This is a genomic window from Enterococcus raffinosus (assembly GCF_019175485.1).
Lineage (GTDB): Bacteria > Bacillota > Bacilli > Lactobacillales > Enterococcaceae > Enterococcus_A > Enterococcus_A raffinosus.
Genome location: NZ_CP072888.1, coordinates 179324 through 196632, shown reverse-complemented (window position 1 = coordinate 196632; position 17309 = coordinate 179324). Strand labels below are relative to the sequence as shown.

Genomic DNA, 17309 nt, shown 5'->3' with positions numbered 1-17309 from the left:
AGAGCAGAAAGACTCCAATGAGTACTAAAACCTTATTCTCTATTTTACTTCTTCATAAGAGTAAACAGATATTCTGCTGGAATAATAGGAAGATCGCAATATATAGTTACAGAATTAATCGCGGTAAAATTATAGTATAAAAAAAGACCTTAGCTCTCGCTAGGGTCTTTAATATTGTTTTAATCAATTAATCTTGGATAATAACGGATTGAGAGCCAATAATACTCCTTCTTCTAATACTTTACTACCAAAATTTGAAAAAGAAATTTTTTGCATTACTTCATAATACATTTCTGAACATACGTCTCTTCTGGAAGAAGTTAATAGAGAACTATCTACATGTATCCCCTTTAGTTCGAAGCAATAATCACAAGCAATAATCGTGTCTCTCTTGAACGGATTTTTTTTAATATCTGCTTTACAATCCACATATCTATATGGAGGTCTATCATTTCTTAGTAATAACGGTTTTTTAGTTTGACAAGATAATATTTTCTTATTTTCACCAGCTTGAATACATAAATACATATGTGCTTTTGTAGCAAGATTAGAAGAGATGTCTGGGAAAGGTAGTTTCACTGTAAAAACATCTTTGACTTTAGTCAATTATCAAATCTCCTTCATTACCGATCTCTACATATACAGGATTAATTAAATCCTCTTCCAATGCGATCTTCTCTAAAGTAGACTTTTGTATTTCATTCAAGCTAGCAAAATCCTTTTTAGTGAATAGGAAATGCTTATCCCCAACGATTAATACTTCTGATCTATCTACAAAAGAAATATCATATAAATCGAACAATTCTTGTGCTAACTCACAATCAGAATGTGTGAAATCTTTCTCCTTCATTTCAATCTGTAATACTCCATTTTCTATTTCACTCTCGTGCGTTCTCCACATGTCAAACTGATGAGTTAGAGTAGATAATTCATCATTATTCATAATTTGAGTTAGAAAATGAGCTTTTTTCGCAGTGATAGTATCTATATTATCTAGTGTCATTTTCGAACTTTCTTCCGTAAGTTCTTCAAAGTTATATTTATAATCACCATAGACTTCACTAAAAACAGGCCCGTTCTTATACGCTTTTAATTTAGAGAAATCATAGTCTTGATTATTGATTTTTGAAAAAGACTCAAAAAAGAATAAGAACTTCTGAGTTTTGAGAGCAGAATAATACTCTTTTGGTCCATTTTTTATTAGCCAAGAGATTAATTTTTTTCTTCGTTCATTAGTCCAAATCATTCTAGTCACCTCTTTCACATTTTATCAATCATCAAAAGCACAAGAAAACAAGCGTACTTTATACATATACGCTCATCTCATTACAAAAATGACGTATACGTCATTAGCTAACTTAAGTAAACTACAAAAAACTTACGCTGTCAATTGGTGAAAACTCTTTATAATCAGTTTTCATAAATTTTACATTTACTTTAATAATGTACCCTGTAGGACTCGAACCTACGACCGGACGGTTATGAGCCGTCTGCTCTAACCAACTGAGCTAAGGGTACAAATAACCATTTGTGCAAACGTATACAAAGCGTTAGAATATAAATCAGGGATTCCTGATCTTCCCCACAGCATATCCTATTTCTCTCTCAATGGTGCTGTATCAGGAATCCCTATTTAGATAGTATTCGTATGTTGGTCGTAGAGCAATCATTTTGCTTCCAAAATATAAAAGGCTGACCAAACCACGGGGGTGGTCGATCAGCAAGTCTCTAATACTGGTATCAGCCACCAGCGGTAGTTAGTATAACTCATAAATAAAATAAGATGCAAACCCTATTTTACAAGTCGTGATACCAACGTGTTTCGTAGAAGTCTTGATGACCTCCACTTACATCACCTTTAGCGTCATTTGTGGCTCTTGTCATAACAATGACTGACTTACCACTAAACTGCTTAGCATTGAAATTCACATCATAACCGACATTCCCAGTCGTCCGATAAGCTGCATTCACATCTGGTCTTGCAACCCCTGGTGCTTTTTGACGAGCTAACTCTTTGCCGGTTGTACGATCAATGATAAACACATACTGGTACTTGTAGTTTGCTACATGCCAGCCGCGTGCTTTTAATGTATTTCCGATTCTTCCCCACTGATCAACGTGAGCATGATTTCCTTTACCGTCATTCATTACTGAATAGCCAGAGCCTGCCGTCGTTGGGTCAACTGGATTAGTTGGTGTTGGTACCGGCTTGTTATCATTTGAATCGAAGCCATATTTTACATCATGTGCAAATTGAGCTTGTGAGACACCATGACTTGCTAGATACCCATAAGGATCTGTGTGATCACCCCACCAGTTGGTTGACACATATTGATGGCTAATAACACCTTTACCGCCAATAGGACTATCTACTGTTAATGGTATACCAAATCTTTTTGCACTATCTCGAATTAGTTCAATATATACCTTATAGTTCTGTTTGAACAAGGCAGGATTTGGCGTTGCCTGCAGTTCAATTTGAACAGGTGAATTTGCATTCGCAAAAGCTCCGGCTCCATATTGTACGTATCCTGGTTCACCAACTTGGTAGACAATACCGTCACCAACAATATAGCTAGTGTAGGCATTCATCCAATTGCGCTTCATAAAGGTAGCTTCGTTACGACCTGTTGCGCTAGGATTTGCAGTATCGTGAGCAATAATGTAATTAGGATTCGCTCTAATTGGACTGCCTTCATTCGCCCCTAAATTGAACTCGTTATTGATCGTGTAAGCAGACCCATTAATAGGCAATAAAAAAAGAGCCATTAAAAGGCTCAGTAACGTAATTTTCTTTTTCATATATTCTTCTCCTATTCATCTGACGAAAACATTTTGTACGTTCGGTTAGATACACCTAACACAGTTCCTAAGAACGTTCCCAAAGCAGTGATCACAATTACTGTGATATCGGTGTAATCCCAATTAATCGCTTTGCCTACAACGCCAACAAACGTTGCTAATGCAGGAATGACAATTGCTGCCACCCATTTTAAAACTTCAAACGTCCTATTTCGCATGATCCTCACCTCCCCTCACCATTAGTTGGCGTTTCATTTCTCTTTCCTGAATAAGGTTCTAATTTGCTCATCATGCTTGCCAAGTAATACATCATGACCGTCTAACCGACGATCTTGTTTAGCTAGATCCTCATGAATGCCTCGACGGTCATTTTTACTATCTTCTAAATCTTTGTTGAGTGTTTGAATCGAGTAATTCAACCCGTCTACTGATTTCTTCATGTCTTGAAATGGTTTAGAAATTTTCTCCCCTATCAGAATTGAACCAGTCAAAATGCTGATCACTACTGCTACTGTTTGCAACAATTGCCTATCCCCTTCCTCTCTCAAAAATAAAAAGCACACCCGAAAGTGTGCTAAAAAAACTAAGTTTTATTCTTGGACTTCAAAAAAGAACATCCCGTGGTAACTTGATGCAAAATTACTAGATCGTTTCCAACGAATAGCACCATCAGTGTCAATTGACAATTGTGCACTATTCAAAGCTGATCGATCGTCAGAAGTGAGTAAAAATTCTAGATTTTTTTTTGCTTTGAAAGGCATTGAACCGATAGAAGAATCCAGGCCGCCTCCACCACGTCCATTTAAACTATTGACCATACAAAATACTAAGTTTCCAATTCTAACCCAATTCAATGACCCAGTATTTCCGCCAGTAATTGCAAGAGTCCCACTTTTTAAATTCAGAAGACTTTTTAAACTATCTGGCAAATTAAAATCAAAGTGTTGTTTGACATTAAGCGGTGTTGCAAGTTTAGTACTACTTTCGCCGACTTCTGCATCATTTTGAGAAGCGATCCTTTTGTCTATCTGTTGTTTAACTCTTTGAGGAGTCATAAGTTTTTCTGTTGCCGTCCCGCTCTCAGCTTCTGTCTGAGAAGCTATACGCGAGCTTACATGCTGCTTTGTACGTAATGGTGTCATGAACTTGTCCGTTGCCGTTCCACTCTCAGCATCTACTTGAGTAGCAGTTTCATAATTATCAACATTGCCTAAGTTTTTTTCGTAATAGGCCGCTATCAATGTCTTAAAGTATTGATTCAGTGACAATTCGATGGTTAATTCTAAGCAAGCGTAATCAATTATTACGGTTGATAATGTTGTGCCATCCGATGCCTCTGCATAGACTATATTTGATCCGAATCCGCTATCCTGAATGTAGCTGTTGATCGTATTTTCATTTTCAGATGGAAGTTCTAATTTTGTGATTGAGGATGAAGTAGTGCTTGTTCCTCCACTTTCCCATGAACCAAACCAACGTTTATGGCTCAATTTGTTTCCACCTACAGAACTACCTCGCCCATAGATAATTGGGTTAATTTTTTTTGTAATGCTTCTAATGAATCGAACCTTTTCAAGCGTTGTTGATGCTCCTTGATCTCTAAAAAAATCTACTCCTAAAACTCTAGTTAGTCCTTCAACAATATTCCATTGAATCAAGAAATAGGTCATATCTTTGTTCGCAGCAGTGTATGGATTAGTGACATTTCCATCAAGGGTGGACAGAGCGTTGTATGCATTTTGACTAACTTCACCCGTTGTTTGAGAAGGTACTGGAAGAACACTCGAAAATCCGGCTGTTGCTTTATGAGGATTTTCGATAACTGAACTAGCAATTTTTCCTTCAAAATCAAGGATGATTGGGATTTTAACTGTCTCTTTCCCAATTGCCTGATAGATCACGTTTGCGGAAGTTTCTTCTGCTGTTAATGCGCCCACTTGATGAGCTGTGACCTCGTGAGGATTCTCTTTATCATCTAGATGGGCATCAAATTCAATTTTTGTTGCTTGTGCTTCCACGCCATCCTCAATATGATTCATACGTTCAGCAGTAACAACTGCACCAGTTTCAATGTTCTCTTCTTCAGTTTTGTTATCGTCATACGAAATCCAAGTTTGCTTTTCATAAGCCATTTACTCACCTTCTTTTGAAGTCGATTTTACAGTTGTGGTAGATTGATTTAGAATTGCTCTTAATGTTGCGTTATCCAATTCTACTTGTGATATTCTCTTCAACAATTCATTAATAACTTCTTCCGCGTCTATTTCATGTCCGTTACTTTTTTCAGTCATTTAATTACCCTCTCATATGATATTAGTTTTCTTGTTTTTGTCTCTCTCATTTCTGATATGTTAAGAGGATACTGTAATAATTTAGGCGTTTTGTCATCATTAGTAGATGGCGTTTCCAGATAAAAATCCTCATAACCTTTACGATAAGCTACTAATTGCCAACTTAATTCAATGTTTGGTTTATCCGATTTTATAAAGAATCGATCTCTCTCTAAATTACAGGCGAATGCATTAGAATCATCATAGGTTGAAATAAACACATGATAATTTTCTGAATCAGTATTTATTGTTTCAAGGAAAATCGGATCTATATTAACTTCGCCATAACCATCTTCATTTGTTCTGATCTTTCCATACGTTGCAAAAAGATACTCTGGTGTTTCATATGCATAGAGTAAACGCTCGCCATAATTTTCCGTTCGTACCAAGGAACTCTTAGTCCCATTCACAGAAAACTTACCCATAACTTTGAAATCTCTTAAAGTCGAAATTGTTTGCCACGTCATGGTCAAGTTATTTGTCATGTTTCCACCAGTTGTTATAAGTGTTAATTGTCGTTGATCTCCCAGGATTTGCACTTGGTCTCTACTTGATGAACTACCATTCCCTGCTCCAATCGAAAATGTTTTTGTACTGGTATATAGCATTGAATCATCGCCATTATTACCAAATCTGATTTCGCCAAGGATTGTTCCGTCAAAAGTGTTAGAACCAGACCCTTGTTTCCCCTTAAACCATATACCGCTTCCTGAACCATCCGATCCGTCAAATACTAAATAGGGTTTATTATTTATTGTAGAGGCCATCATTGATACGGTTTTTTTATTGTCGCTTTTCCTTGTCCACCAATAATTACCTTTGCTCATAGTCATTTGAAATTCAGAATCATCTGCCACTATTTTACTACCAGTAATGGTTACTCCCTGAATATCTATAGCTTTTAGAGTTCCTGTTGTGATTTCTGACGCATCAAGATTCTTTACTTTGATTTTTGAGGCATCTAATGTACCTGTTGACATTGCTGAAGCATCAAGATTGACGACTCTTATTTTAGAAGCATCTAGAGTACCAACACTAATTGTTCCAGCATCAACTGATCCAATCATTGCCGATGTGATTATAGCTTTGTCAATCTTCGTCTCGTTAGTTAGCCATAATTTTGCGCCTTTAATTTTCAGCCACTCTTTACCATCCATCTCATCACTCAGGTTAATGGTTTTAACTATTTCGTCTTTAGGAGTCGAGTTTTCAATTTGCTCTTTGATACTTTCCTCTAAAGCGGTGGATGTCGTCATTACCCACTCGAATACTCCAGGTGCCGTTTGCTTATAAACCCATATTTCATCATCTGGTCCATTCTTTTTAAACCAGATGTCACCTTCTTTGGGATTTTTTGGTTCTTCTGTTCCTTCATAAACATTGTTCTTGCCAGCTGCATCGATTCTATAATCGATGTCATCAAGCTTTTGTTGCAACGGTCCTTTGAATGATGAGACGTTAGCTGAATAAGCTTTAGTATCAGCACTAATAGTTGAGCTGAAACCACCGTCGAAAGACATCGCATAATTTAGAACAGGAGATTTAAATTTATTTCCCTCTCTATCTGTCATAGTTACCCAGTCTCCAACCTCTAAAGCTGGATTCCCTCGCCACTTCAAACTGATTGGGTAAAAATTGATGTATCTTATTTTCTGGAAAACATCATCTAATAAAATCTGAGTCATCGCATTATTTTCCAGAGAAATCTGCGCTCCATTTGTTGATCCTGATTGAAGAATAACTGTTTCATTACTAGATTCATCAGTTTGGTTAACAACTTTACATGTAATCCCTCTAGGTTGATAAAGTAATTCACTTTTTACAAGACCTTTTAAAAAGTATTCATTTGGTTCAATCTTAAAGTTCGGGTCTTCTAGTTTTCGAATTGACAGTCTACCTTCTCTATCAAAACAAATAAACCCACCTTCAAATTGTCCGACTAAACCTATTGCTTGCCGATATGTGTATCCCTCAAACTTATTTATCGTGTAATTACTCAAATGGTTAAACGAAACAGGATCGATAATACTTCCACTTTTGTTTGCTATTTCTAAAGCAATGTCTGCTAATTTTGCTGGATATTTCAACTCGGACTCATATTTGTCTTCCAAAAAAATAAATCCGTCTCTAGCTTCAACAGTTGTAGTCTTTTCATTCCTGTCGGGATCAACTCGATCACTAATGTAAAACGTTCCTAGAGGAACAAATTCATATCTATCGGGAACATAGCTCACCAATCTTGCTCTTCCAACTTTTGCTCGATCCACTTTTGAAACATGATTGATATTTGATGGCAAGCCGGTTCCTCTTATTTTAAATCCTACTTCTACCTTGATCTCGTCTAGTTCTTTTAACCCTTCAATAATTTCAGAAAAAACAATTTTAACTGCGGCTGATTGCGTTGACCCAATCTGGAAACTTTCTCCTCCCAAGGCCCCCATTGAATAATCAATTTTCTTTATTTTGTCTTTAAGATATATGACTTTATCATTAACAATGATGCGTGCAAAAGCTTCCCTTTCTTTATCTTTACAGGCTTCAAAGAATTCATTTGAAACTATCAGCATTCAGTATTCACCTACTTTTCAATTAACGATACGGACAAGCCCTGCCACATCATCTTCGAGAATTTTTCATTCCAAGAGTAAACAGGTACTACTCTATCACCACAGTAAAATGTTTTTGTAATCAATCCAGCTTCCTGTGGATCAAAATACCTTACTGTAAAAAAGGCAGAATCAATTAAACGCAAAATTAAAGAGACCTCTGAAATTTCCAAAGGTCCCCATTTTACATCTAATTTAGTTTTTCTACCGAGAATATCGCGAACCATATCTCCATTAGCATTTCTTCCACTAGAACCACTGTCTAAGGTTTGTATGCTGACAGATAATTCTTTTGGTGTTACTACATTTGACCCTGATATCAAGAAATCCATTAGCTCATCTCCTTATAAGTTTAGTTCTACATTTCCTATCTGTTCATGATATTGATTAATGCCTCGTACAGTTACTTGTCCTAATCTAGTTGAATCTACCTCTAGAACAACTTCCAAGGGCCCGTCGTTCCCCTTCAGATCCAAATTAGAGAGCGCGTTGATAATGGCATTCGCGATTGTATTACCAAGACTTGAAAGTAGATTATCTGATAAGTTTTCCATCCCATTACCAGTAATAGAAAAACCTTTATTCTTTTTACCAGATGAACTTGAACCAGTATAACTATCAGATGAATCTCTAAATACTTCTGGCATTGTTAAATCAGGGATACCATCATACCCCATGAAATCAAGCGCTTCGTTGATTCTTTGAAAGGCTAGTTCTGGCTTAGTTACAGGAACAACCCATTCAGTGTTATTGCCTTCAGACATTTTGTACCAGCCAAACTGATCTACTCTACCTCCGTTAGCAAATCCCTTTTTCTTACTTTCGTTTTCTCGATCGAGTCGGAATAGTTCAGAAATACGATCACTCACGACACGAAAAGCACTTGATTTAATTCTCTTAGCCGCACCTAGAGCCATCGAAGCTCCTGGTTCAGGTATACCTGCTACATCAACGAATTTTTCGAATGCTCGATCTAATAAAGCACTCGGACTTATCGAACCAAAGAAATTCTTAACACTGTCGATTAATCCACCTTTATAGTGAGGAATATTATTCATAAAGTTATTGGTGTCTCTGCCATTTAGGACTTGGGTACCTTTGGGAAGGTTAACCATGTAATCCTTTTGTTTAGGGAACATGCCCATCTGGCCACTTGGCAACTTATACATCTCACGCCAGTTGCTGCCATCTCCGTCATTTACCATAGCTAATCCGCCAGGATGAAAACTCGTCCCAGTTGCATAACTGAAATATGGTACCTGCCAAGAGGATAACCTCCAGCCTGCGCCTAAACTACTCATCACCCAGTTAACTCCTGAGATAATGCCATTAACTCCTTTTCCTATACCAGACGCTAATCCATTGGCTATATTATTCATGGCTTGCTTAATCGTATTCAGACCGCTAGACAATCCTTTTGCAATATCGCCAGGTAAATCGGACGCCCATCCCCCGACTTTCTCAAATACTTCTGAAGCTATAGTTTTTATTGAATTTAAATGTCCGCCGACTCCATCCTTTAAACTTGAAAATGCGGAAACAGCTTTACTCCTGGCTGTCTCTGCGCCAGACCTAACCGCTTCAGCTGCGCTGTTCATTTTCGAACCAGCCGTTGAGCGTATTTCTTCGAATTTACTTGAAGTGGAATTCTTTAAATCAGACCATTTGCTAGAAACCCAATCTTTTGCTTGACCTGCTTTATCGCGAACTGTATTTGCAGTATTCGTAAATTTATCTTTAGCGGCGTTATAAATTTCACCTGCTTTACTAGTCACAGCATCTTTCGCTGCATTCCATTTTTCCGAAGTCCAATTTTTGACATTATTCCAAGCATTAGATGTTGCCGTCTTTATACCTTCCCATTTTTCACCGATCCAGTCTTTCAACTGGCTAGCTTTCTCTTTGATGGTATCCCAATTTTGCCAAAGAGCTACGCCTACTGCTATGGCTGCAGCAGCTGCAACGGTTAATGGTCCACCTAAAAAGGCAATTAATCCGCCAATCGCAGTTCCTACTGCTGAAAGAACTCCCGATAAACCACCAATAGCACTCAATCCAGCAAAAAGTCCTCCAACTATTTCTATTACAGTTGAAAGAGCACTAATTACCTTCAGAGCGGCAACAAAAGTTCCAAAAACCGTTACAAATGTAGAAAACCCTTCTTGATGTTCAGATATCCAATTCCCAATACCCGAAAGAGCGTCACCTAGTTTTTTCAATACATCAACGATTACTCCTCCAGTCCATTCAGCAATTGGTTTCAGCATGGAATTCCAAAAGAAATCAAAAGCGGGTTTACATCCATTGATTATCCCGTTAAGTGCATCTAGTGCACCACTTAATGCTTTAAGGAATGCTGGAATTAAATCTTGAATTGTGTATTTGGCTAAAGGAAGTAAAACATTCTTATAAAACCATTCCAAGCCAACTCCAATGTTTTTTGTCAATGGTTGTATTGATTTAAGTAATCCGTTAATAGAATTAAGAAGTGGACGGAAGTCAAGAGTCTTAGCCCATTCTGCAGTCGCTCCTGTCATTCGTTTGATCGTCCCAAGGACTGTGTCAATTATCTTCATAATCCCTTCAAAGATTGTTTGACCTCGGTTATTTTCATCCCATGCCTCTCGAAAGCTTTTTGCCAGATTTCCAACAGTATTGAAAATATTGGTAATGATCTCCATGATATTAGCTAGAATACTTTCGCCAATTCCTGAAGCAAAAGCCTTGTCAAATGCTGTCATGATTGAATTGATTAGCTTAAGAACTTCTGATAACGCGTTAAAGATAGCTTGAATGATCGCCGTCCCTCGACCGTTGTCGTTCCAAGCATTTTGAAATGCTTTACCTATAGTTTCTATTAAATGAAATAGCTTAGTATAGAATTCTATCAATTGTCTTGCAAGCTCTACCCCAGTGCCATTATTCCAAACTTCTCGGAATGACTCCGCGATATCATGCAAGACTTCTAACCACTGATTTAAGGCATTAAATATTTGCTGAATCAATTTAGTGCCTCGGCCGTTTTCTTCCCAAGCAATTCTAAAAGCCCTTGCAATATCACCAATGATATAAAGAACATCGCCCAATAATACTAAAAGATTTTCTACAAACTTTTGTCCGGTTCCATTAGTCCATACCTCCAAGAATGATTTACCAATTGCCTTAATCAATTTTCCAATTTCAGATAATGAATACTTGAACGCATCCATAACACGTTTTCCCTGAGCGTCCCAAGCTTTCTTTATTGGATCAAAGAGTTTTGACATGATGTCTTTAAATTTCTTGGCAAAATCCGTTAACCATTTCGGGGTTTCTGGAACTGCTGCTGATCCAAAGTCAGCCCAAGGATCAGATCCAGACCCACTCGGATTCTTCGGTCTTGTTGGAATTTCCTGAGGAATGAACTCATTTGATTCGTCTTCAGAGTCATCACTGAAATCCAAAATGTTTAATTCATCAAACCCAGCTAAAAGACGTTTATATTCTTTGGCTTTCCTTTCGAGCTGCTTCCGTTCTATCATGCTGATCTTTAAGTTGCTTATTTGAATCCTTGATGGATTGAGCCATCTCATCGTATCCATCTGATGCATCAGATGCAGCACTTCCAGTATCATCTAAAGCTTGGACATTGTTCATTAGTCCCTGAGCACCGTTGAATGCATCACCGATGTTCATTCCGAAAAGTGTGGATATAAATCCAGCAATATAGCCAGTAACTTTAGCTAAGGCCGACATCAAAGCATTTATCGCTGGCAAAGCTGCTTGGTAAATTGGATAAAATGCAGTTAGTAAATTGACCTTAATTTGATTTAAACTAGCTGAAAACTGTGCGTTAGTCTGTAACGCTTTAAAAAGCCCGCCAGCTAGAGTCATGATTCCTTGGTATAAGAACGTGAACAAGAATAACTGCGACCATAGCATCTTCATGGAGCGTCCAAAACCACCCATGCCTTGAGCCATTCTAGATGTTCCGCTAGTGACTTGTTTCGATTGTCTGTCAAATAAACTTCCAAATCTACCAATAGAATTACTCATCATATTTTTGAAACGTGAAAAGAGTCCTTCTGATTGTTTCGTGGAACCCGACAGATTCCTCATTCCATTTGCTGCCATACGAGCTTTTACAGGTTGCTCGCCAAGTTCCGTATTTACACTAGACAACGCTGTCTTTAGAACACCAGAACGATCTTCCAACTGAGCATATGAACGTTGCAAAGCATCATTGTCTGCAATCAATTTCTCCATTTTTGCTGATTGTTTAGAAATAGTTTCAGCGGTTTTGGTCGATTGTGGTGTATCTTGAATCCCTGTAGATTTCCACTTTCCAGATGCGAAACTTCCTGTTTCTGTTTGCTGCATCTTCATTTCATTTTTCAGAGCCTTAACTTTAGCTCTCATAGCTTCAATCTGCCGCTCATTGCCTTCCATCTTAGCTGAAATGTTAGACAGAGAATTAGGGATAGCATCATATTCGGATTTTATTCCGCGCACAATCGCTTGTGCTTGTTGTTGCGACTTGTTCATCTGAATTTGAGCTTTTGAAATTTGTTCGCCTATTCTCGATTCACTTTTAGTATCCCCAGACAACCGCGCACCATTTTTATTAGCCTGCAAGTTGGCAATTCGTTGTTGTGCTGCTTTGGCTTGCTGCATTTGCGTGTTCACTTTATCAACTGCGGTTTGAACATCTTTTGTCATTTTAACAGCGCCTTTGGATACTCCAGCAGAAAGTGACTTCCCAACTTCTTCGCCATTTTTTGACGCCGATTGATTCATTCTCTTCAGCATAGAATCAAAATTTGAATTCATTTTCTCGAATTGTTTGGTAAATTTATCGAACCCTTTTGAATCAGATAAGTTTTTTTCTACAGCGTCCATCCCTTGACCAGATGAACTCTTGACTCGGCTCATCATAGAATCCATCTTTTGTTCAAATCGTGCGACCTTTTCCTCAATGGGGTTCAAGTCACCATCAAAAACGACTTCAAGTCTATCCAGCTCCATGATCTATCCCTCCTTTTCCTGTTTATTTTTCCGCTCTCGTGTAGCTTTAATCAATTCCGTTCGTTCAATCATCCGAGCCTTCATAATTTCCCAATCTTGCGGCTGATTTGATTGTTCCTGCTTATCTTCCGTTTTCAAGAATGGATAGTGTTGATCTGGTTTAGGCATTTTCTTCGGATCATTAAAACCATAAGCATTTAATTGTGCAGCTTTGTAATCCATCATGGCTTTTTCTTCTAGCTGTTGCTTTCTAATCGCAACATTTGCTTCAGCTTGTATGACTATTTCTTCATAGGTCATTGACCAGTATTTTTCTGCGGGTATTCCTGCTTCTACTGCTTTTGGATACATCTCCTGCAGCAAATCAGAAAAGGAAGAGAAGCCTACACTAGACTCTCTTCCTCGTTTTTCTCTTCCCCAACTAGGTCTTCTTCGTCCGTCGTTTCCGACTCGAAAAAACCTGCCTTCTCCATCAATTCTTGAATGACTTCGAAAAGCTTCATCATCGATCCGCCTTTAGAAATATATTCATCATAAAGTTTCGTCATATCGGCAGACTTGATGTTTGCTGTTTGGTTCGCAGAATGCAAGATAGTTAGCATTTCACCTAATCGCGGCATTTTCATTCCACCGTTGCCAGTCATCATAATTCCAAATAACGATTTACCTAATTTCTTCTCAATGTCTACCGTTGCACTTCCATCTAATACAAGGGATAGAGTTTTAGTTCCAAAATCTACTTTCATCGGTTTCATATTTGCTAGTCCTCCTAAAATTAAATAGGCTAGGTATAATTCCTAGCCTAAATTTGTTCTCGTTAATTGTTTAAGCCCAATTTGGACCATCTGAGACAGTTACAGCTAAGGTAAATTGATAGGCTCCGTTTACTTCACCAGACCCCATTTTCACGGTTACACCACCGGTAAAAGTGCATTTCGCACCATCAGGATAAGACAATTCAAATTGTGCTTCTTTTCCTGACGTTTGCACTGCTTTTAACTTTGTAAATACAGTTTTATCATATAAGAAAGTGAACTCTAATGAATCCATATCTTGAATACCAGAAATATATTTTTTATTTGCGTCTTTTAGCGTCGTAACATCAACTTGTTCTGGATCTCCACCGATTTCAGGAACAGCTTGTAATCCTTCAATTTCAGCGAAGGCAGACTCGGAGCCTGATTTCATTGATAACGCCGTGTCCTTAGTTAGTAAACCGGCAAATAATTGTAAGTTCATCGGTAAGATTTTTGTTTTCTTCATGGTATTTCCTCCTTGTTATTGGTATACAAAAAGCGTTCGATTATCTACCACTCCTCGGAATGTTAGAATCGAACGCTTCAATGCATCTTGATTGCCATCATCACTGGCTGTATTCTTAAATCCAATCTCTTTCAATACTTTAATTATTTCACTCTGTATTGTAGATAAAGATTTGTTCCCGTATAAATCAATTTTTACTGTCCATTCAGTTAGTGCTTCTTTGTCGGATATATCTTTCTTGTGCGGCTTTGCCTTTGTCGAATAAATTGCAGCTGGCATATTCGACCATGTGTTAGGATACTCCGCAGATACGAGTTTTAGCTCAGCAACCTTTTTCAACTGAGTAACAATATCAGACTTTATGTTATAACGCTCTGTCATAGTTTCCTCAGTCCTTCCTGCACACGATCTTTATAAATGTCTTCGGCCATTTCAACCACTTCTTTCATTGAAGGATATAGCCAAGGTCTGGCGGGTTGTCCGCGAGTCATAAAGAAGTCTTGACCCTTGATAGTCACTCTTGGAATACCGTATACCGTCTCAAGGTCAACAGGTGTTTTGTGGACAGGAATGAACCACCGTTCAGTAGAATAAATAGGATTAACTCCAGGCGGCAGATCTTTTGGTGACTCTGCTCCGACTGGACCTGTACCAAACTCTCGAAACAATGCTTCCATCTTGTCTGACCACACACGCCCTATTATTTTACCTTTACCATCGATCACGACTTCCTGCTTTGGAGAACCACTTAATTCACCTGATCCATACTTAATTGACGATTGCAGGTGACTTGTTGCTCTTGCCACAGTTTCATCTACAATATCGAATGTCGCTTCAAAAACAGCGTCTTCCATCACTTTAGGAATCGCTCGTATTTTTGACATCAGTCGGTCAGCACCTCTGAACTCAACGCCCATCGTTATCACCTAGTTTCTTCAAGGTCACATTACAATGCGTAGAAAATGTTTGAATGGCTACAATTTCATAGTCTGGTTCTTTATCTTCACTCACATAAAGACAAATACCATCTTTTTCATTTTTCCCTTCTTTGATTTGATCTCCCTGATATTTACATGACTTGATATAAGGAAGACTCTGTCCATATACAGAAGCCATGACTTGTCCGCCAGCTGACTGCACACTCATTTGAAGTTCGGTTGATTCAGTCGAGAATCCTTCTTGAAAGTTCCCTTCATCGTCTTGACCAGTTAATCTCTCTTTTAAATAAACAGTTGAAAGATCACGTTTCCTTAGGCGCATAGAAACTCACGACCTTTCCCAACCGATGATTGTTCAGCCCCGATTTCAATTTATCAGGAATATCAGTAATGAATGTGTGAGAGACACCACCCTCAGAACGAGCAGCATCACCTTCATTTCCTTCTTGATTCCAAGCAATCACAACTAGTTGGCGGGCATAGTAATAAAGCTGGTCATTCATCTGTTCAGTAGTCCGATCAGTGTAATCAAGAATGAGGATAATCGCATCTTCTAGCAATGCTTTGATTTTAGTTCTCTCTTGTTCTTGAACACCGTCAAGTCGATCCATCAATACATCTGTGTGTTGTTTCAGCAATTCCTCATTCATTTTATTCACCTCCTATTCGCCGCTTCCGCCTCCACCAGGTACAGTAACATTAGGAACATAAAGTTTATGTTTAAATTGAACAATACGAACATTTTTAGGTTCGTAAACGCGTTCCCAGTTTGCTCCTGTTCCTAATTCAGCATTTGTTGGTGAAGAACCAGCAACAGAAGTATTTTTGAATTTAACTCCGCGAGGGTGAAGAATGAAATGTTGACGGTTGATTAGAATATCATCTCCTGCTAATGCGTCACGATCAGTTTCAGTCGAAACTGGTGCAGCGCCATTTCCTAAACCAATGGCGCCTTGTCCAAAGATATAAGATGTGAATACATCTCCGTCCACAGGCATCCCATCATCTACAATTACTCGTTTACCCATGTAAGTTGGAATAGGTTTATTTTCAGAATCAAACGAAAATTCAATTAAATTCTGTTTCCGAAGATTCGCATAAACTGAAGAATGAACCCCGATTGCTGTTAGCTTTTCTTCGGCATCGCCTAGTTTGTAAGAAGCATCTAAGAATGTTTCCCCAGTAAATGCAGCTGCATTCCCTGTTAACGTGGAAATATCCAATGCATTTCCAGCCATTTTAGTCCCTGAAGCGGCATAAATTCCCTTCAACACAGATAATAAAGTGACTTGCTGCCGACGTGCCCAGTAAGCAGCGACTAAATCTCCAATAGCGCGCATTGGATCATCCCCAGAAAGTGCTTTTGCTAAATCGTTTGCTTTCCAAGCTTTACCACGCATTAAAAGAACAGCAACATCTTGGCTGGCAACGATCTTATCTGTATCTAGCGGATCAGTGTCAGATAGCACTTCGTCATCGCCAGACAAATCTTGCCAGAATGGCATATTGATTAACTTACCTCCAGATGCAGCAAGTGCGTCTAACTCTGGATTTTTAGTAACGATTCCGGATTGATATAAAGCAGATAGTTCTGCTGTACGCTCAATGACATATTTGTTAAATACTTCAGGTACGATAACATCTTCAATTTTTGTCTTTGCGGCGAATAATTGAAGATTTAGTTTTAGTGATGATTTTTCCATTTTAGTTCCTCATTTCTATTTTTTGTTTGCTAATGCTTGTAAAGCTTTCGCACGTTCAGGATCTTCTTTGAACAAACGCCCTTGCTCTGTTAGGTTTAAGGTGTCTTTAGCAAAAGGATTCGCCTCTGACTTGTTCGCACCAGCCCCTAACGGATTGTCTACAGAATCCAACAACGCTTGGTCAACGGCTACTTTCAAAGCTTTATCCCATTCGGCTTTAAATGACTTCACATCTTCAATGGCTTCTTCTGCAGTGTCCCCGTGAATACGGGAAGCTAGGATACTTGGAATACCAATTTCTTGAAGCTGTTTGCCTTTTTCTACTAACAATTGTTCTTGACGGAAAACCGCTTTTTCCTTTTCAAGCTCATCCTTTTCCTTTTGAATCAGAGCTTGTTGACGTTCTTCTTCAGAAAGCTTCGCAAGTCGAGCAGCTTCGTTCTTTTCTTCTTCGATACGTTGTTCGATTTCAGTCTTTGATTCTTTTTCCCACTTAGCTTTTTCAGCTGCGATCATTTTTGCAATATCTGAACGCGTAAAAGTTTTTTCCTTCGTTTCTTCATTAATTTCGTCCTCCGAGGTTGTTTCGTCAGCCGCCAGTTCATCCTCTGCGAAGAGTTGAAGATCCCAAGAAATAAGTTGACTATTTTTCATACATTTTTC

At 38.4% G+C, this 17309-nt stretch carries 20 protein-coding genes and 1 tRNA gene; all 21 read right to left on the bottom strand.

Features of this window, described 5'->3' with window-relative positions:
- Nucleotides 1-183: 183 nt before the first annotated feature.
- Complete coding sequence (locus J9537_RS01100) at nt 184-606, bottom strand: hypothetical protein (RefSeq protein ID WP_218256416.1); 423 nt, start codon at nt 604-606, stop codon at nt 184-186.
- Nucleotides 599-1246: a hypothetical protein gene (locus J9537_RS01095; RefSeq protein ID WP_218256415.1), complete on the bottom strand. Its 648-nt coding sequence runs from the start codon at nt 1244-1246 to the stop codon at nt 599-601. Before J9537_RS01095 ends, J9537_RS01100 begins: the two co-directional genes overlap by 8 nt.
- 198 nt (nt 1247-1444) lie before the next feature.
- Nucleotides 1445-1518: transfer RNA gene (locus tag J9537_RS01090), tRNA-Ile, on the bottom strand.
- Between the two features lie 279 nt (nt 1519-1797).
- Nucleotides 1798-2802, bottom strand: a complete 1005-nt coding sequence (locus J9537_RS01085) for a peptidoglycan recognition protein family protein (protein WP_218256414.1) — start codon at nt 2800-2802, stop codon at nt 1798-1800.
- Nucleotides 2803-2813: 11 nt separating this feature from the next.
- Nucleotides 2814-3020: a phage holin gene (locus J9537_RS01080; protein WP_218256413.1), complete on the bottom strand. Its 207-nt coding sequence runs from the start codon at nt 3018-3020 to the stop codon at nt 2814-2816.
- 33 nt (nt 3021-3053) lie between these two features.
- Nucleotides 3054-3326 carry a hypothetical protein gene (locus J9537_RS01075; RefSeq protein WP_195967677.1) on the bottom strand — a complete coding sequence of 91 codons (273 nt, stop codon included), beginning with the start codon at nt 3324-3326 and terminating at the stop codon, nt 3054-3056.
- Between the two features lie 66 nt (nt 3327-3392).
- Nucleotides 3393-4934 carry a hypothetical protein gene (locus J9537_RS01070; RefSeq protein ID WP_218256412.1) on the bottom strand — a complete coding sequence of 514 codons (1542 nt, stop codon included), beginning with the start codon at nt 4932-4934 and terminating at the stop codon, nt 3393-3395.
- Nucleotides 4935-5093 carry a hypothetical protein gene (locus tag J9537_RS01065; RefSeq protein WP_218256411.1) on the bottom strand — a complete coding sequence of 53 codons (159 nt, stop codon included), beginning with the start codon at nt 5091-5093 and terminating at the stop codon, nt 4935-4937.
- Nucleotides 5090-7699, bottom strand: a complete 2610-nt coding sequence (locus J9537_RS01060; RefSeq protein ID WP_218256410.1) for a gp58-like family protein — start codon at nt 7697-7699, stop codon at nt 5090-5092. The genes J9537_RS01065 and J9537_RS01060 overlap by 4 nt, the downstream gene beginning before the upstream one ends.
- Before the next feature lie 11 nt (nt 7700-7710).
- The gene (locus tag J9537_RS01055) at nt 7711-8070 is read right to left on the bottom strand and encodes a DUF6711 family protein (RefSeq protein WP_016178327.1); all 360 of its coding nucleotides are present in this window, start codon (nt 8068-8070) and stop codon (nt 7711-7713) included.
- A gap of 12 nt (nt 8071-8082) precedes the next feature.
- Nucleotides 8083-11328 carry a phage tail tape measure protein gene (locus J9537_RS01050; RefSeq protein WP_245001272.1) on the bottom strand — a complete coding sequence of 1082 codons (3246 nt, stop codon included), beginning with the start codon at nt 11326-11328 and terminating at the stop codon, nt 8083-8085.
- The gene (locus J9537_RS20570) at nt 11216-12742 is read right to left on the bottom strand and encodes a coiled-coil domain-containing protein (RefSeq protein ID WP_245001271.1); all 1527 of its coding nucleotides are present in this window, start codon (nt 12740-12742) and stop codon (nt 11216-11218) included. The genes J9537_RS01050 and J9537_RS20570 overlap by 113 nt, the downstream gene beginning before the upstream one ends.
- A 3-nt stretch (nt 12743-12745) precedes the next feature.
- Nucleotides 12746-13093 carry a hypothetical protein gene (locus J9537_RS01045; RefSeq protein WP_185937995.1) on the bottom strand — a complete coding sequence of 116 codons (348 nt, stop codon included), beginning with the start codon at nt 13091-13093 and terminating at the stop codon, nt 12746-12748.
- A gap of 32 nt (nt 13094-13125) precedes the next feature.
- Nucleotides 13126-13497: a DUF6096 family protein gene (locus tag J9537_RS01040; RefSeq protein WP_218256409.1), complete on the bottom strand. Its 372-nt coding sequence runs from the start codon at nt 13495-13497 to the stop codon at nt 13126-13128.
- A 70-nt stretch (nt 13498-13567) separates the two neighbouring features.
- Nucleotides 13568-14005: a phage tail tube protein gene (locus tag J9537_RS01035; RefSeq protein ID WP_218256408.1), complete on the bottom strand. Its 438-nt coding sequence runs from the start codon at nt 14003-14005 to the stop codon at nt 13568-13570.
- A 15-nt stretch (nt 14006-14020) separates the two neighbouring features.
- The gene (locus J9537_RS01030) at nt 14021-14386 is read right to left on the bottom strand and encodes a hypothetical protein (protein ID WP_010743585.1); all 366 of its coding nucleotides are present in this window, start codon (nt 14384-14386) and stop codon (nt 14021-14023) included.
- A complete protein-coding gene (locus J9537_RS01025; RefSeq protein WP_218256407.1) occupies nt 14383-14922 on the bottom strand; it encodes an HK97 gp10 family phage protein in 540 nt (179 codons plus the stop codon). Before J9537_RS01025 ends, J9537_RS01030 begins: the two co-directional genes overlap by 4 nt.
- Entirely contained in the window at nt 14912-15265 is a 354-nt protein-coding gene (locus tag J9537_RS01020; protein WP_218256406.1) for a hypothetical protein, read from the bottom strand. The genes J9537_RS01025 and J9537_RS01020 overlap by 11 nt, the downstream gene beginning before the upstream one ends.
- On the bottom strand, nt 15246-15593 hold the full coding sequence (locus J9537_RS01015; RefSeq protein ID WP_218256405.1) for a phage head-tail connector protein: 348 nt from the start codon (nt 15591-15593) through the stop codon (nt 15246-15248). Before J9537_RS01015 ends, J9537_RS01020 begins: the two co-directional genes overlap by 20 nt.
- A gap of 12 nt (nt 15594-15605) precedes the next feature.
- Nucleotides 15606-16646, bottom strand: coding sequence for a major capsid protein (locus J9537_RS01010; RefSeq protein ID WP_218256404.1), 1041 nt, complete (start codon nt 16644-16646; stop codon nt 15606-15608).
- Between the two features lie 15 nt (nt 16647-16661).
- Nucleotides 16662-17300, bottom strand: a complete 639-nt coding sequence (locus J9537_RS01005; RefSeq protein WP_218256403.1) for a DUF4355 domain-containing protein — start codon at nt 17298-17300, stop codon at nt 16662-16664.
- Nucleotides 17301-17309: the final 9 nt, after the last annotated feature.

Excerpts from the sequence above, each read along its gene's own strand:
- J9537_RS01015 (WP_218256405.1), bottom strand. The coding sequence starts at position 15,593 with ATGAATGAGGAATTGCTGAAACAACACACAGATGTATTGATGGATCGA.
- J9537_RS01045 (WP_185937995.1), bottom strand. The coding sequence starts at position 13,093 with ATGTATCCAAAAGCAGTAGAAGCAGGAATACCCGCAGAAAAATACTGG.
- J9537_RS20570 (WP_245001271.1), bottom strand. The coding sequence starts at position 12,742 with ATGGAGCTGGATAGACTTGAAGTCGTTTTTGATGGTGACTTGAACCCC.
- J9537_RS01040 (WP_218256409.1), bottom strand. The coding sequence starts at position 13,497 with ATGAAACCGATGAAAGTAGATTTTGGAACTAAAACTCTATCCCTTGTA.
- J9537_RS01030 (WP_010743585.1), bottom strand. The coding sequence starts at position 14,386 with ATGACAGAGCGTTATAACATAAAGTCTGATATTGTTACTCAGTTGAAA.
- J9537_RS01065 (WP_218256411.1), bottom strand. The coding sequence starts at position 5,093 with ATGACTGAAAAAAGTAACGGACATGAAATAGACGCGGAAGAAGTTATT.
- J9537_RS01005 (WP_218256403.1), bottom strand. The coding sequence starts at position 17,300 with ATGAAAAATAGTCAACTTATTTCTTGGGATCTTCAACTCTTCGCAGAG.
- J9537_RS01050 (WP_245001272.1), bottom strand. The coding sequence starts at position 11,328 with ATGCATCAGATGGATACGATGAGATGGCTCAATCCATCAAGGATTCAA.
- J9537_RS01085 (WP_218256414.1), bottom strand. The coding sequence starts at position 2,802 with ATGAAAAAGAAAATTACGTTACTGAGCCTTTTAATGGCTCTTTTTTTA.
- J9537_RS01010 (WP_218256404.1), bottom strand. The coding sequence starts at position 16,646 with ATGGAAAAATCATCACTAAAACTAAATCTTCAATTATTCGCCGCAAAG.
- J9537_RS01070 (WP_218256412.1), bottom strand. The coding sequence starts at position 4,934 with ATGGCTTATGAAAAGCAAACTTGGATTTCGTATGACGATAACAAAACT.
- J9537_RS01080 (WP_218256413.1), bottom strand. The coding sequence starts at position 3,020 with ATGCGAAATAGGACGTTTGAAGTTTTAAAATGGGTGGCAGCAATTGTC.
- J9537_RS01020 (WP_218256406.1), bottom strand. The coding sequence starts at position 15,265 with ATGCGCCTAAGGAAACGTGATCTTTCAACTGTTTATTTAAAAGAGAGA.
- J9537_RS01035 (WP_218256408.1), bottom strand. The coding sequence starts at position 14,005 with ATGAAGAAAACAAAAATCTTACCGATGAACTTACAATTATTTGCCGGT.
- J9537_RS01095 (WP_218256415.1), bottom strand. The coding sequence starts at position 1,246 with ATGATTTGGACTAATGAACGAAGAAAAAAATTAATCTCTTGGCTAATA.
- J9537_RS01060 (WP_218256410.1), bottom strand. The coding sequence starts at position 7,699 with ATGCTGATAGTTTCAAATGAATTCTTTGAAGCCTGTAAAGATAAAGAA.
- J9537_RS01025 (WP_218256407.1), bottom strand. The coding sequence starts at position 14,922 with ATGGGCGTTGAGTTCAGAGGTGCTGACCGACTGATGTCAAAAATACGA.
- J9537_RS01055 (WP_016178327.1), bottom strand. The coding sequence starts at position 8,070 with ATGGATTTCTTGATATCAGGGTCAAATGTAGTAACACCAAAAGAATTA.